We start from the raw sequence: 15,283 nt of genomic DNA on the forward strand, positions 1-15,283 counted from the left end.
AAATTGGATGGCTTCATCCATCAGAATTTAATCTGACTGTCAATATCAAGATAAGAGGTTGCCGTGACCAGCATGGTCGAGGGCATGAGCGGTCCGGTTCAGGCGGACAGGTCGCGCTGGCCGGTCTACGCTGCGCTCGCGCTCGGCCTGGGCGTCGCCATGCTGGCCAGTCTGACCCTGGGCTACAAGCTCTATGGGCTGGACGAAGTCTGGGCGGCACTGCTTGCCCATGATGGTTCGGAAACGGCCACCGTGATTGCCGGATTGCGCCTGCCGCGTGCCTTGATCGCACCGCTGGCTGGTGCAGCGCTGGGCATGGCCGGTGTGATGGTGCAGACCCTGTCGCGCAATCGGATCGCTTCGCCCGATACACTTGGCCTCAATGCCGGCGCGTCGATGGCCGTTGTATTGGCAATGGTGGTCTTTGGTGTCGAATCCTTGGCGGGCCTGTCGCTGGCAGCAGCATTGGGTGCGCTGATGACCAGCATTATCGTCTTTGGCGTGGCGGCCGGGGCAGGTGGCCTGTCGCCGCTCAAGATCGTGCTTGTTGGCGTGACCTTCGCGGGCCTTGCCCATGCCGTGGTTGAAATCGTGCTCACCAGCAATGAAGCGCAATTGCAGCAATTGCTGTTCTGGCTGTCCGGCGCCTTTGTCGATCGGCCAATCAGCCTGTTCTTCAATGGCCTGCCAGTTGTGCTGGTCGGGGCGGCGCTGGCCTTTACGCTGACTTCGGCCCTGGATGCATTGCAGGCTGACGATTCGACCGCGGCCAGTCTTGGAGTGCCCCTGGTGGCGGTACGGGGGCTGACCTTTATCGCGGTTTCGCTGCTGACCGGGGCGGCGGTGTCCATGGCCGGACCGGTGGCCTTTGTGGGCCTGGTCGTACCGCATGCGGCACGGGGGTTGGTGGGGCTGCGCCATCGGCATCAGCTCGCGGCGGCGGCCTTGGTCGGCGCGATCTATACCACGCTGGCCGATGTCGCGGCCCGTTTCGTGATCTATCCCGTCGAGGCCCCCGTGGGCGCCGTTACGGCGGTGGTGGGGGCCGGGACCCTGGTGCTGTTGCTGATGCGGAGGCTCGCGTGAGCGCGGTCGCGGCTATGCGCCGCCGGACGATGCCAGGGCCCACGACCATTGCCCTCCTGGCCGTGTTCGCCGTCTTTGTTCTGCTGTTTCTTGCCGGTGTCGGTTTCGGGTCGACCTGGATTGGACTCGATACTGTCACCGGCGTCTTGCTGGGCGGGGGCGAACGGACCGACAGGCTGGTCGTAGTGCAACTGCGCTTGCCACGCGTGCTGGCGGCGGCGATTGCAGGGGGCGCCATTGCCTATGCCGGCTATCTCCTGCAGCGCATCACCCGCAACGAGCTCGCCTCGCCCGGTGTGCTGGGCGTGGTCGATGGTGCAGCGCTGGGCGTGGTGCTGTTCCTCGCCATTTTTTCCAATGAATCCAATGCGCTCATCGTGCCGGTTGCCTGGCAACCGCTGGCGGCGGCGATTGGGGCGATGACCGCAATCGGACTGGTCTTCCTGCTTTCGGGGCGGCAGGCATCCTCGGCGATCCGGCTGATCCTGTTCGGCATTGCCATTGCGGCAGTGGCCAAGGCGCTCACCACGATTTTCATGCTGATCGGGCCGATCTATCAGGCAGCGCAGGCCGCGCGCTGGCTGGCCGGGGCGGTCAACACCATCAATTGGGTCGAAGTCCAGATCATGCTGATGGTGCTGGTGCCGGTGGGCATCATCGCCGGTATTGCCGCGCGCACTCTGCCGCCGGCCGACCTGGACGACATTTCCTCGCGCAGCATTGGCCTCAATCTGCCGGTCTATCGCATCATCATGTTTCTGCTCGCGGCCGTGCTTACAGCGGGCGCGGTTGCCTTTGCCGGCGGCGTCGGGTTTGTCGGGCTGATCGCGCCGCATATGGCTCGCCTATTGGTTGGGCGCGGGCGGGTGGCTGGCATCGTCATGTCGATCCTGCTCGGGGCGATCATCCTGGTCGGCGCCGACCTCCTGATCCGCGTGGCCTTTGCGCCGCTTGAGGTGCCCGCCGGTACGGTGACCGCCATCATCGGGGCGCCCTATTTCCTCTATCTGCTCATGCGCAAGGACAACAGCAATGGATGACCAGGTGGCCAATCGGATCGAGGTCAAGGCGTTGAGCCTGAGCTATGGGCCCGAAATGGTTCTAGATGCGCTCAGCCTGCCGATCCCAAGCGGCCAGATCACGGTGCTGGCCGGTCCCAATGGTTGCGGCAAGTCCACCCTGTTGCGCGCCATTCGTCGCCTGCATGCGCCGCAATCGGGGCAGGTGCTGCTCGACGCGGAAGATATTTCAAGGCTCAATGGCAAGGCGCTGGGCCGCCGTATCGGCCTATTGGCGCAAAGCCCCAGCGCTCCGCAGGACATGACGGTGGAAGAACTGGTGCGGCTGGGCCGGTATCCACATCAGGCGATGATGCAGCCCTGGGGCGCCAAAGACGATGCGGCGGTCGCCGCGGCCATGACGGGCACGGGGGTGGAAGAGATGCGACATCGGCGCATCGGCTCCCTTTCGGGCGGGCAATTGCAGCGCGCCTGGATTGCCATGGTGCTGGCGCAGGAGACCGACGTGATCTGTCTCGATGAGCCGGTAAATCACCTCGATATGGCCCATCAACTCGATTGTCTCGAACTGGTGACCCGGCTCAACAAGGAGCAGGGCCGCACGGTCGTCCTGGTGCTGCACGACCTGAACCTAGCCGCGCGCTATGCCGACCAGCTCGTATTCGTTGCCAATGGTACGGTGCGCGAGCGTGGCACGCCCGAGACGATGATGCGTTCGGACCTGATCGAGGAGGTCTTCAATGTCACCGCCGAGATCATCATCGACCCGGTGCATAAACGCCCGATCTGTATTCCGCATCGACGCAGCTAGAGCCGATAGATTCTCTTGGCATTGGCGTTGAGCAGTTTGGTCTGCTCGTCCGCGCTGGCGCCCTTGATGATCTCCCGCGTCGCGCCGACCCAGTCGGTCAGAGAGCCGCCCAGCGTGACGACGGGGTGATCCGAGCCCCAGACGACGCGATCCCAGCCAAAGCTGTCGATAACGTGCTCGACATAGGGGCGAACAGCTTCGAGCGTCCAGCTTTTGCCGGCATAGGCGATAATGCCGGATATCTTGGCATTCAGGTTCGGCCGCCGGGCAATTTCGGTGATGTATTCGCGCCAGGGAGTCAACTCGCCCACCTTGATGTGTTGCGCGCCGCAATGGTCGAGCACGAAAGTAACGTCGGGACAACGATCGACCAGCGATTGGCCGACAGGTAATTGGTCGGGCCGCAAGCAGAGGTCGAAGGTCAGGTCATGGGCGGCCAGGCGCCGGATGTTCTCGGCAAAATGGGGCGTCTGGCTCAGTGTATTTGGCACCTCGTGCAGGATGCGGCGCAGACCGCGAATGCCCGGCACTGCGGCCAGATCGGCCAATTGACGTTCAAAGTCGGGGTTTTCCGGCCGGCAGCCGGCGATGGCACCGGCTATGCCGTCCAAGCCCAACACAAAACGGGACTCTGCCTCTATGTCACCCTCGTCGACAGCAACTTCCATATGCAGCGCCGCCTCGATGCCGAGCGGGCGTGCTTCGGACAGGTAGTCCTCGATGCTCCAGGGGCGATTGATTGCCGGCGCACCCGAAAGCCAGGGATAGGCGAAGCGATCCGGATAGATCAGGTGCAGATGGGTATCGATGATCGGGATCATGGCCGGGCCTGGGTCGGTGTTATCTGGCACTTCGAGTGCCGCATCGCTGGCGCGGGGTCAACGCCGGACGCCCAGACGGTTCATCTTTTCGCTCAGGGTTCGGCGCGGCACCTGCAAGGCGTCGGCGACCGCGGCGATGGCGTTGTCATGGCGGTCGAGCTCGGCCTCGATCAGATGACGTTCATAGGCGGCCACGCGCTCGGCCAGGCTGATCCCAGCGCTGGTGGGCGCCTTGTGGCCCAAAATGTCGCCGATCGAGCGGCCTGTTGCGCCTAATCCAAGCGCAAAGCGATCGGCGGCGGCCTTGAGCTCGCGGACATTGCCGGGCCAGCTATGCGCCAGCAAGGCATTGATATCGGCCGGGTGCAGGGCAGGGGCCTGGCGGCCGAAGCGGCGTGAGGCTTCGGCCAGGAAATGGTGGAAGAGTATGACGCTGTCGTCGCCCCGGTCCCGCAGCGGCGGCAGGTCGAGGGTGGCCATGTTGAGGCGATAATAGAGATCGGCGCGGAAGCGGCCGGCCTGGCTTTCTGCGTTCAGGTCAACCTTGGAAGCGGCAATGATGCGCAGGTCGAGGGGGATCTGCTTGTTTGAGCCGAGGCGCTCGACCACGCGCTCCTGAATCACCCGGAGCACCTTGGCCTGGGCGAGCAGGGGCATCGATTCGATCTCGTCGAGCAGCAACGTGCCGCCATGGGCATATTCGAACTTGCCGATGCGCTGCCCCGAGGCGCCGGTGAAAGAGCCCGACTCATGGCCGAACAGCTCGCTTTCGATCAGCTCGGCCGGGATGGCGGCACAATTGACGGCAACAAAGGGGCCCTTGGCGCGGGGGGAGAAGTCATGCAGGCAGCGGGCAACGACCTCCTTGCCGGTGCCGGTTTCGCCCAGAAGGATGATGTCGGCCGGGATCGGGGCGAGGTCGAGAACCGCGTGGCGCAGCGCCTGCATGGCCGGTGAGGCCCCGACCAGGCGGGTGGCCAACTCGTTTTCGCCCCCATCGAGCTTGCGGCGCAGGTCGGCAAGCTCGCGCTTGAGGCGGGCCTGTTCGGCCGCACGGGTGATGGAATTGACCAGTTGATCGGGCACATAGGGCTTTTGCAGGAAATCAAAAGCACCGGCGCGCATGGCCTCGACGGCCATGGGCACGTCACCATGGCCGGTGATGAGGATAATCTCGGTGGGCAGGCCGCGCTCGGCGATCGAGCGCAGCAGGTCGAGACCCGACAGGCCCGGCATGCGCACGTCGGTCAGTACCACATGGGGATGAATATCATCGATGCTGGCCAGGGCCTCTTCCGCATCTGCCGCGGTAGCGGTCGCGAATCCGGACAGGCGCAGCCATTGTTCAAGCGCGGTGCGCATCATTTCTTCGTCGTCGACGATCAGGACGATTGGCTCATTCATGCGGAAGCTCGTGCGGCGGCACTGGCCGCCATGGAAAGGGAAATGGTGAATGTGCTGCCCTGGCCGGGCCTGGATTGCACATTGATGGTGCCACCGCTGTCGCGGACCAGGCCAAAGGAAATGGCCAGCCCCAGGCCAAGGCCCTTGCCGGCCGGCTTGGTGGTGAAGAATGGATCGAACAGGTTCGATATCTCTTCTGGCGCAATGCCCGTGCCGGTGTCGGCAATGGCGATCTCGACTGCGCCGGAGCGTTGCGTGACACCGATGGACAGGATGCGCATGGGCGTCTGCTGCATGGCATCGGCGGCATTGGCGATCAGGTTGATCAGGACCTGTTCGAGATGCACGGGATTGGCCATGACGGCTACGGCGGGACGGGGGCGGCGATATTCGATATCCACACCGACCTGGCGCAGACGGTGATCGGTGAGTTCAAGCGCATTTGCGATGGCCGTGCCGATATCGGCCTGCATCGGCTCGCGCGTCTGCTTGCGGGCGAAGGTCTTGAGATGTCCGGTCAAGGTGGCCAGGCGTTCAACCACCTTGTCCATGGCCGCCAGCACCGGCCCCATTTCAGTGCCGCCACGCCGCTGGTCCAGCAGGCGGGCGCTGGCCAGATGGGTGGTGAGCGCCGCCACCGGCTGGCTGACTTCATGGGCCACGCCGGCCAGCGCCTGACCGAGGCTGGCGAGTTTGGCTGCCTGCACCAGATGCTCGCGGGCATCGTGTTCGGCTTTCTCGGCGCGGACGCGTTCTGCTATTTCGGCGCGTAGCTGCTCATTGGTGGTGTGCAGGTCTTCGGTGCGCTCGGCCACGCGCAGTTCGAGCTGGTTGTGATCGGCCAGGCGCTGGGCCACGAGGCGCCGTCGCTGTTCGAGCAGCACGATAATGAGCAGGATCGCCGCGCAGCCCAGGGCGGCCGCCGTCGCCATGGTGACGGCGCTGCCATAGAGCGGGGTGAGCGGCGAAAAGGACAGAATCCGCCAAGCATGCTTGGGCAGGCGCAGCTCCTGCAGGACGAAATAGCCCGAGGTTTCCGGATCGCTGCCCGAGAGCAGGGCGAATTCGGCCCCGCGCGACTGCCAGCGATCGGCAATAATGCCGCGATTTTCAACCCCGTTCTCGCCATAACGCTGCTGGCCGGCAATAGCGGCAAACTGGGTCATCGGGATGGTCTTTAGCGGGCGATAGCGCCAATCTGGCCGGGTGGAGAGGATGACGACATCATTGAGGTCGACGATGCCGATCAGTTCGCCCGAGCGCCACCAATTGGCTTCGATCTCACCCAGATTGATCTTGATGACCGCAACCCCAAGCGGGCCGTCCGGACCCTCAACTCGCTGGGACAGAAACAGGCCCGGCACCCTTGTGGACATGCCGAAGGCGTAAAATTCTGCCCGGCCGCGCGCCATTGCGTCAGCAAAATACGGACGGAAAGAGTAGTTAGTGCCAACCAGGCTGGTCAGGGTCCACCAATTGCTGGCAGCGACCACGGCGCCGGAATTGTCCATGAGAAAGATTTCGCTGGCGCCAGCGGTTTCATTGATCTGGCTGAGAAAGCCGTTGGCCGCTTCGACTGCACCGTTATCGCCGGCGCTTTCCAGCACCATGCGGGTTTCCCGGGCCTGAGAAATGGCGACGGGGAGATAGTGGAAGCGCTCGATAATGGCTTCGAGGGTGCGGTCGAACAGGGTGAGGCGCCGCTGCGCCTGCTCCTCGGCGTCGCGCACGGCCGCGGTCAGGGTCAACTCGAACGCGACCCAGAAAACCATCAAAACGATGGCCAGACCCGCCGCGACAAGGGCGAGTTGGCGGCCTCCGATCCAGTTGCGCGTCAATGCGGCGATAGCCAGTTCTCCTCGCTGGTTTATCAACGATTTTGGCAAGATATTGCCAGCGGCAGCGTGCAAACTCGGCAATTTCTTGCCGAAAGAGTTACCACGCTCGGCAGCAATTGCATATCTGCCTTGCAAATTTCGCGTGGCACGGCGTTTGCAAGGGGATTGTCGGGCCTGGGGGAGGACTTTCCGGGCCAATTCAATTGGGAGGATATCCAGAACATGAAAACCATCGTGAAGATGATTGCCGCCGGCGTGGTCGCCGGTTCTGCCCTGAGCGCTGCCACCGTTGTGGCGCAGGACTACCCGACGCAGCCGGTGACCATCGTGGTGCCGTTCTCGGCTGGCGGGCCGACCGATACCGTCACGCGCCTGGTCGCCGCCGCTATGAGCGAGGATCTGGGCCAGCAGGTGGTGGTGCAGAATGTGGGCGGTGCCGGCGGTACGCTGGGTGCCGGTCAGGTGGCGGCGGCGGCCAATGACGGCTACACACTGCTACTGCATCATATCGGCATGTCGACGGCCCCGGCGCTCTATGCCAGCCTGCCCTACGATCCGATGACCGATTTTGCGCCCATCGGGCTGGTCACCGAAGTGCCCATGACCATGGTGGCACGCAAGGATTTCGAGCCGGCAACGCTCGAAGACCTGATCGCCTACGTCAAGGAGAATGGCGAAAACGTCACCTATGCCAATGCCGGCATTGGTGCGGCCAGCCAGCTCTGCGGCCTGCTGTTTCAGGATGCGCTGGAGACCAAGCTGACAGAAGTGCCCTACCAGGGTACCGGCCCGGCCATGACCGACCTGCTTGGCGGGCAGATCGACATGATGTGCGACCAGACCACCAATACCACCAGCCAGATCCAGGCCGGCGAGATCAAGGCCTATGCCGTGACCACGCCGGAACGCATTGCCGTGCTGCCGGACGTGCCGACCATGGCCGAGGGTGGCGTCGAGAACTTCAACCTCTCGATCTGGCACGGTCTTTATGCACCGGCCGGCACCGACCAGGCGATCATCGACCGACTGACCCAGTCGCTGCAGGCCGCTTTGGCCGATGAGACGGTGGGCAACAGCTTTGCCGAACTGGGCACCTATCCCGTGCCGGCAAGCGAGGCTACGCCCGATGCGCTGGCTGAAAAGCTCGAAGGCCAGACGGCCCTCTGGGCCGAAGTGATCGCTGCTGCCGGCGTTGCCGCGCAGTAAGTCCGAACTGGAGCTCCCGGCCCATGCGGGTCGGGAGCTTCTGAACTGGGGAGGGGGACGCATGGCACTGAAAGCGTCGCGAAACGACCTGGCATCGGGGGCGATCTTCATCGCATTCGGCGCCTATTTTGCGCTGGAAGCCCTGCGCTATGATTTTGGAACACCATTTCGCATGGGCCCCGGCTTCATGCCGGTTGTGCTAGGGGGCATCCTGATTGCGCTGGGCATAGCGGTGGCCGCCAAGGGGCTGGGCAAGCCTGATGAAGAGGCGGCGCCGCCCTGGCCATTGCGCGGTATCGTGCTTGTGCTGGGCACGATCCTGTTTTTCGCGGCGACCATTCGCGGGCTCGGCTTCATCCCGGTGGTGCTGATTGCCGCCTTTGCCACCGCCCTGTCATCGAGCCGGAACACCTGGCTTTCGGCGCTGATCATCTCGGCCGGCCTGTGCGTTCTGTGCCTGCTCATCTTCGTGGTGGGCCTCGGCATGATCGTACCACTGATCGGCCCCTGGCTGCGGTTCTAGGAGCGATATGATGGACCTTTTTGCTTCGCTCGGGCTCGGCTTTTCGGTCGCCCTCGATCCAATCAACATTCTCTACTGTTTCATCGGCGTGCTGTTGGGCACATTGGTGGGTGTGCTGCCGGGCATCGGGCCGACGGCGACCATTGCCATGCTATTGCCGATCACCTTTTCGCTGAACCCGGAAACCGCGCTGATCATGCTGGCAGGCATCTATTACGGCGCCCAATATGGCGGATCGACCACCGCCATTCTGATCAACTTGCCGGGTGAAAGCTCGGCGGCGGTGACCGCGATCGACGGCTACCAGATGGCCCGCAAGGGCCGTGCCGGTCCGGCGCTGGCGGCGGCGGCACTCGGCTCGTTCTTTGCCGGGTCGGTGGCGACTTTCCTCCTCGCTGCCTTTGCGCCGCCACTAGCGCGGGCTGCGCTCAATTTCGGGGCGCCGGAATATTTCTCGCTGATCGTGCTGGGGCTGCTGGTTTCCATTGCGCTGGCGCATGGCTCGATCATCAAGGCGCTGGGCATGATCGTGCTGGGGCTGCTGCTGGGCATGGTGGGGCAGGATATCTATACCGGCACGCCGCGCTTCACCTTCGGGCTGCGCGAATTGTTCGGCGGGCTCAATTTTGTCGCCGTGGCGGTGGGCGTGTTCGGTGTGGCGGAAATCCTGCGCAATCTCGAAAACGAACATGAGCGCGAAGTCGGCGTCAAAGCGGTCAAGAACCTCTGGCTGACGCGCGACGATCTCAAACGCATCATCATGCCGGTGCTGCGCGGGACCGGTATCGGTTCGTTGCTGGGCGTGCTGCCTGGCGGCGGGCACATCCTTTCGGCCTTCGCCTCATACTCGGCGGAAAAGCGCCTGTCGAAACACCCCGAAGAGTTCGGCAAAGGTGCTATCGAAGGCGTGGCGGGGCCGGAATCGGCGAACAATGCCGCAGCCCAGACCTCGTTCATTCCGCTGATGACGCTGGGCATCCCGGCACACCCAGTCATGGCACTGATGATCGGGGCGTTTATCCTGCAAGGCATTACGCCGGGGCCGAACGTTATCAACGAACAGCCGGCGCTGTTCTGGGGCATCATCGCCTCGATGTGGATCGGCAACTTGCTGCTGGTCGTGCTGAACCTGCCGCTGGTGGGGTTGTGGGTAAAAATGCTCTCGATCCCTTATCGGGTGTTGTTCCCGGCCATCGTGCTGTTCGCCTGTATCGGAACCTTCTCGATCAACCAGAACATCTACGACATCTATGCCATCGCCTTCTTCGGCATCGTGGGCTATCTGCTGATCCGCTTCGGCTGCGAGCCGGCGCCGCTCTTGCTCGGCTTCGTGCTGGGGCCGCTGCTGGAGGAGCATTTGCGGCGCGCCATGATCATCTCGCGCGGCGATCCATCGATCTTTGTCACCCGGCCAATCTCGGCGACTCTGCTGGTGCTGGCGCTGGCGGCCGTGCTGGTGGCGGTGCTGCCGTCGATCCGCAAGAAGCGGGCCGAGGTGTTTGTCGAGGAGGACTGAAATCCCGGCCCTCCCCTTTCGCGGGGGAGGGCTTTGTTTGCTTCAGCGTGGGCCGACGCGTGAGGCATCAACGGCAGTGGGGCGGCCGGGCAGTGACAGTGCGCTTTCGCGACGCGGCGCAGTTGCAATCACGTTGCCCGATTTGATCACAGCCAGGCGCGTGGCCTTGAGCCGGATCGCTTCGATCGGGTCCGCCGCCTGGAGCAGAACCATGTCGGCCTTGCTGCCCACTGCAATGCCGTAACCTTCCAGATGCATGATCTCTGCCGGGCCCTTGGTCACCAGATCAAAGCAGGTGCGCATGGCCTCGCGGCTGGTCATCTGCGCCACATGCAGGCCCATCGAGGCCACTTCGAGCATGTCGGCCTGGCCCAGCGAGTACCAGGGGTCCATGACGCAGTCATGGCCGAAGGCGCAGGTGATGCCATAGGTCAGCATTTCGGGAATGCGGGTCATGCCGCGTCGCTTGGGATAAGTGTCGTGGCGGCCCTGGATGCCGATATTGATGAGCGGATTGGCGGTGGCACTGACACCTGCCTCGGCCATCAGCGGCAGCAGCTTTGAGACATAGTAGTTGTCCATGGAGTGCATGGAGGTGAGATGCGAGCCGTTGACCCGGCCGCCGAGTCCGAGGCGCTGGGTTTCATAGGCCAAGGTTTCGATATGACGGCTGAGCGGATCGTCGGTCTCGTCGCAGTGCAGATCGACCAGCAGGCCACGCTCGGCCGCAATTTCGCAAAGCGCTGTGACGCTTGCCGCGCCATCGGCCATGGTCCGTTCGAAATGAGGAATGCCGCCAACCACATCCACGCCCATATCGAGTGCACGCTCGAGCAGGTCCACCGCGCCGGGAGAGCGGAAATAGCCATCCTGGGGGAAGGCGACGAGCTGCAGGTCGATATAGGACGCGACCTGTCTTTTGACCTCAAGCAAGGCTTCCACGCCGAGCAGCCGGTCGTCGCAGATATCGACATGGGTGCGGATGGCGAGCAGGCCCTGGCTGACCGCCAGGTCGCAATAGTCCAGAGCGCGCTGGACAACGGCCTCCTGGGTGAGGAGAGGCTTCAATTCGCCCCATATCTGGATGCCTTCGAGCAGCAGGCCGCTTTCATTATGGCGCGGCAGGCCGAGCGAGAGCGTGGCATCCATATGGAAGTGGCAATCGACGAAGGGCGGGCTCACCAACTGCCCGGCGGCGTCGATTGTCTCGCTGGAATCGCCGGCCAGATTGGGCTCAAGCGCGGCGATGCGGCCGTGCTGGATGCCGATGTCGATGCCGGTACGGCCGTCGGGCAGGGTAGCGTTGGTGAGCTTGAGGTCGAACATGGATAGTCCTGCGGTTAGTGGCGCTGCCCCTTGGTCCAGGGCTGAAGCAGGGCCCTTGGATAGTCGGCTTTGCGCGCGACCAGTACCAGAGCCAGGATGGAAAGCAGATAGGGCAGCATCAGGAAGACCTGGCCGGGTACGACCTGGCCGATCTCGGCCTGCAGGCGGATCTGGAAGGCGTCGAAAGCGCCAAAGAGCAGGGCGCCGAGCAGGGCCTTGCCGGGCTGCCAGGAGGCGAAGACCACCAGCGCGATGCAGATCCAGCCACGGCCATTGACCATGCCGAAGAAGAAAGCATCGAAGGCCGACATGGTGAGGAAGGCGCCGCCCAGCGCCATCAGGGCCGAACCGATCACCACCGCCCCGATCCTGAGTCCGCGGACCGAAAGGCCCTGTGCTTCGACCGAGGCCGGGTTGTCGCCAACCGCGCGGATAGCGAGGCCCAGCGGCGTGCGATAGAGCACGAAGGCGACAACAGCGACCAAGGCCAGGGCCAGCCAGGTGAACAAGGTCTGCTGGAACAGGGCCGGGCCGATAAAGGGCAGTTCGGACAGGCCGGGGACGGCGATGGGCTGGAACGGTGCAATGCGCGGCGGGGAGGATACGTCGGGCAGTGTTGTGCGGTAGGTGAAATAGCTCGCGCTGGTGGCAAGCAGGGTAATGCCGATGCCCGAGACGTGCTGGGAAAGGCCCAGAATGACCGTGAGGAAGGCATGCAGCAGGCCGAACATGGCGCCTGCAAGCGCGGCGATCAGCACGCCGCCCCAGAGGCCCGCACCAAGATAGACGGCCAACCAGCCCGCCATGGCCCCGGCGACGAAGATGCCCTCGATGCCCAGATTGAGCACGCCGGCGCGTTCGCAGATCAGCGCGCCCAGCACGCCGAAAATCAGCGGGGTGGCGATGCGGATGGCGGCGGCCCAGAAGTTTGCAGATGCGAAGATATCGAGAAGGATATCCATGGCTCAGGCCTCCTGCCGCGATTGCCAGCGCAGGCGGAAGCGCAGAAAGAAGCTGCCCACCAGGACGCAGAGCAGGGACAGGGCGACGACCAGATCGGCGAGATAGTTGGAGATGCCGGTGGCCCGGCTCATCGAGTCGGCGCCAACGAAAACGGCGGCGATAAACACCGCTGCAACCACGCTGCCAATGGGTGAGAGGCCGGCGAGCATGGCGACCACAATGCCCGAATAGCCGAATCCGGGGGAAAGATCGGCCGAGAGATAGCCCTTGACCCCGGCCACTTCGCCAACGCCAGCCAGGCCCGCAAGGCCCCCGGAAATCAGGGCAACCTTGAGCATGGTGGCATCGACCGGAATGCCGGCAAATCGTGCGGCGGCCTTGTTCTCGCCGACCGCCTTGATCTCGAAGCCGAGCACGGTGCGCTTGACCATGAGCCAGAGGATGAGCGCGGCCACCAGGCCAATGATCAGACCCCAATGCATGCGCAGGCGCGGGATCAGCTTGTCGAACTTTGCCTCTGCGAGGAGCGGCACCGATTGCGGCCAGCCCATGGCCAACGGGTCCTTGAGCGGACCTTCGATCAGCATCTGGATGAATAGGATGACGACGAAATTGAGCAAGAGGGTGATGACCACCTCATCGGCGCCGAAGCGCTGCTTGAGCATGGCCGGGATCACCATCATCAGGCCGCCTGCAAGGAACCCGGCCAGCATGATGGCGGGGATGACGAGCGGTGCCGGAAGCTGGAGAAATCCCGAGCCAACCAGCACAGCGGCAAGGGCACCCATATAGAGCTGGCCTTCTGCGCCGATGTTCCAGAGCCGGGCCCGGAAGGCTACGGCGGCAGCAAGGCCGGTGAGAATGAGCGGCGTGGCGCGGTTGAGGGTTTCGGACAGGGCGAACATCGAACCAAAGGCGCCTTGGGCCATCAGCAGATAGGCCTCGAACGGGTTGGCGCCCGCCGCCATGACCGGAACAGCCACCAGCAGCAGCGCGGTCAGACCGGCCAGTAGCGAGACAAGCAGGCGCAATGACAAAGGCGCGTGTTCGCGGGGGTCGAGGCGGAGGCTCATTGGGCAAGGGGCTCCGTGGTGTGGGACTGGCCAGCCATCAACAGGCCTATGGTGGCACGGTCCAGTGCATCGGCCGGGCCGGCGTCCACCACGTCTCCGGCATGGATGACCAGAAACCGGTCGGCCAGCGCGAAGAGTTCGTCGAGATCTTCGGAAATGACGAGGACCGCGGCGCCCCGGTCGCGGGCCGCAAGGATGCGGCGATGCACTTCGGCCTGCGCGCCAATGTCGAGGCCACGCGTGGGCTGGTTGGCCAGAATGATGCGCGGTTCACGTTCGAGCACACGGGCAAGAATGAGCTTTTGCACATTGCCGCCCGAGAGCAGTCGCGCCTCGGCGTCCGGCCCCGGGCACCGCACATCATAGGCGGCAATGGCGCTTTCGGCGCGCGCCCGCATGGCATTGTTGTCGAGCAGGCCAAAGCGAGAGAAGCCGGGGGAGCGAATCTCTTCGATAGCGATATTGTCTGCAACACTCATGGTGCCGACAACGCCATCATGCTGGCGATCCTCTGGCATGCGGGCGACGCCCTGCTGCACGAGCCGGCGCGGATCGGCCCGCGTCACCGGTGCACCAAAGAGGCGCATGATCCCCGTGTCAGGCACGGCCAGGCCAGAGAGCATGGCCGCGATGCCCGCCTGGCCATTGCCCGAGACCCCGGCCAGCCCCGTGATCTCGCCGGCCCGCAGGGTGAAGCTGGCGTCAGCCACGGCGCTGCGACTGCCCGATTTGGCCAGGGTCACATGGTCCAGTTCGAGCAGGGGATCGCCGGCCCGGCCCGGCGTGCGGGTGACCTGGGCGACGGCCTTGCCGACCATGAGATCGGCAATAGAGCGGCGGTCGGCCTCGGCAGTGGTCAGCTCACCGGCCTTCTTGCCTCCACGCAACACCATGATGCGGTGCGAGACGGCCAGCACCTCGCCCAGCTTGTGCGAAATGAAAATGACCCCAAGACCATTGGCCGCCAGCCGCCGCAGCACGACAAACAGCCCCTCGGCTTCCTGCGGTGTCAGCACGGCGGTGGGTTCGTCCAGAATAAGGACGCGGGCATCGCGATAGAGTGCCTTGAGAATCTCGATGCGTTGCTTCTCCCCCACGGTGAGGTCGGCAACGCGGCGATCAAGATCGACCTCCAGCCCGCTTTCGGCGATGATGGACTTGATCCTGGTGCGCGCCGTGGCACGCCGTCCCAGGGAGAGCAGAGGCTCGGTGCCGAGGCGGATATTGTCGAGGCCGGACAGATTCTCGGCCAGGGTGAAATGCTGGTGCACCATGCCGACACCGGCAGACAGGGCCGCGCCTGGCGAGCCGGGCGGCAGAGCAGTCATGTTCCCGCCATTGGTCCGAACACGAACAGTGCCTTCATCCTGCACATAATGCCCAAACAGGATATTCATCAGCGTGGTCTTGCCGGCGCCGTTCTCGCCCAAAAGGGCGAGGATCTCGCCCTTTCGGAGGTCGAGCGAGATGGCATCGTTGGCCACGAGGGCGCCGAAACGCTTGGTGATGTTGGATAGCGAGAGCAGGATTGCGGGATCTGTCATGGGCTCCTGCGCTTCGGATTTTGAGATGTTCGGATGGTCCGGAACCCCCACCCTTGATCCCTCCCCACAAGGGGGAGGGAGACGATGAACACTGACGCTTCAGCCCTGCGCCTCCCTCCCCTTGATGGGGGGACGAAGGTGGGGTGATCCGGT

General features: G+C 63.9%; 13 protein-coding genes. 6 read left to right on the top strand and 7 right to left on the bottom strand.

The features are described from left to right. The first annotated feature begins 72 nt into the window (after positions 1-72). The 3 genes from DDE76_RS02515 to DDE76_RS02525 are packed head-to-tail and all read left to right on the top strand — an operon-like array spanning position 73 to position 2,916. A complete protein-coding gene (locus DDE76_RS02515; RefSeq protein ID WP_245891784.1) occupies positions 73-1,086 on the top strand; it encodes a FecCD family ABC transporter permease in 1,014 nt (337 codons plus the stop codon). Then, positions 1,083-2,126, top strand: coding sequence for a FecCD family ABC transporter permease (locus DDE76_RS02520; protein WP_245891776.1), 1,044 nt, complete (start codon positions 1,083-1,085; stop codon positions 2,124-2,126). Before DDE76_RS02515 ends, DDE76_RS02520 begins: the two co-directional genes overlap by 4 nt. After that, the gene (locus DDE76_RS02525) at positions 2,119-2,916 is read left to right on the top strand and encodes an ABC transporter ATP-binding protein (protein ID WP_104893467.1); all 798 of its coding nucleotides are present in this window, start codon (positions 2,119-2,121) and stop codon (positions 2,914-2,916) included. Before DDE76_RS02520 ends, DDE76_RS02525 begins: the two co-directional genes overlap by 8 nt. Here the strand turns inward: DDE76_RS02525 and DDE76_RS02530 are convergent. The 3 genes from DDE76_RS02530 to DDE76_RS02540 are packed head-to-tail and all read right to left on the bottom strand — an operon-like array spanning position 2,913 to position 7,027. Continuing rightward, complete coding sequence (locus DDE76_RS02530; protein WP_104893468.1) at positions 2,913-3,737, bottom strand: amidohydrolase family protein; 825 nt, start codon at positions 3,735-3,737, stop codon at positions 2,913-2,915. The two genes, DDE76_RS02525 and DDE76_RS02530, sit on opposite strands and share 4 nt — an antisense overlap. Before the next feature lie 57 nt (positions 3,738-3,794). Then, the gene (locus tag DDE76_RS02535) at positions 3,795-5,141 is read right to left on the bottom strand and encodes a sigma-54-dependent transcriptional regulator (RefSeq protein WP_104893469.1); all 1,347 of its coding nucleotides are present in this window, start codon (positions 5,139-5,141) and stop codon (positions 3,795-3,797) included. Further along, positions 5,138-7,027, bottom strand: a complete 1,890-nt coding sequence (locus DDE76_RS02540; RefSeq protein ID WP_157955632.1) for a sensor histidine kinase — start codon at positions 7,025-7,027, stop codon at positions 5,138-5,140. The genes DDE76_RS02535 and DDE76_RS02540 overlap by 4 nt, the downstream gene beginning before the upstream one ends. Before the next feature lie 174 nt (positions 7,028-7,201). On the opposite strand from DDE76_RS02540, the gene DDE76_RS02545 reads away from it, so the two are divergent. From DDE76_RS02545 to DDE76_RS02555, 3 genes are all read left to right on the top strand, one after another. Next, a complete protein-coding gene (locus DDE76_RS02545; protein WP_104894933.1) occupies positions 7,202-8,185 on the top strand; it encodes a tripartite tricarboxylate transporter substrate-binding protein in 984 nt (327 codons plus the stop codon). Between the two features lie 61 nt (positions 8,186-8,246). Continuing rightward, on the top strand, positions 8,247-8,708 hold the full coding sequence (locus tag DDE76_RS02550) for a tripartite tricarboxylate transporter TctB family protein (protein WP_104893471.1): 462 nt from the start codon (positions 8,247-8,249) through the stop codon (positions 8,706-8,708). 10 nt (positions 8,709-8,718) lie between these two features. Then, on the top strand, positions 8,719-10,224 hold the full coding sequence (locus tag DDE76_RS02555; RefSeq protein WP_104893472.1) for a tripartite tricarboxylate transporter permease: 1,506 nt from the start codon (positions 8,719-8,721) through the stop codon (positions 10,222-10,224). Positions 10,225-10,266: 42 nt separating this feature from the next. On the opposite strand, the gene DDE76_RS02560 is transcribed toward DDE76_RS02555, so the two are convergent. From DDE76_RS02560 to DDE76_RS02575, 4 genes are read right to left on the bottom strand one after another with little or no spacing between them, the layout of a single operon-like run. Continuing rightward, on the bottom strand, positions 10,267-11,550 hold the full coding sequence (locus DDE76_RS02560) for an amidohydrolase family protein (protein WP_104893473.1): 1,284 nt from the start codon (positions 11,548-11,550) through the stop codon (positions 10,267-10,269). 14 nt (positions 11,551-11,564) lie between these two features. Beyond that, positions 11,565-12,512 carry an ABC transporter permease gene (locus tag DDE76_RS02565; RefSeq protein WP_104893474.1) on the bottom strand — a complete coding sequence of 316 codons (948 nt, stop codon included), beginning with the start codon at positions 12,510-12,512 and terminating at the stop codon, positions 11,565-11,567. A 3-nt stretch (positions 12,513-12,515) separates the two neighbouring features. Next, a complete protein-coding gene (locus tag DDE76_RS02570; protein ID WP_104893475.1) occupies positions 12,516-13,586 on the bottom strand; it encodes an ABC transporter permease in 1,071 nt (356 codons plus the stop codon). After that, positions 13,583-15,130 carry an ABC transporter ATP-binding protein gene (locus DDE76_RS02575; RefSeq protein ID WP_104893476.1) on the bottom strand — a complete coding sequence of 516 codons (1,548 nt, stop codon included), beginning with the start codon at positions 15,128-15,130 and terminating at the stop codon, positions 13,583-13,585. Before DDE76_RS02575 ends, DDE76_RS02570 begins: the two co-directional genes overlap by 4 nt. Between the last annotated feature and the right edge of the window lie 153 nt (positions 15,131-15,283).

The organism is Devosia indica (assembly GCF_003056405.1).
Classification (GTDB): Bacteria; Pseudomonadota; Alphaproteobacteria; order Rhizobiales; family Devosiaceae; genus Devosia; species Devosia indica.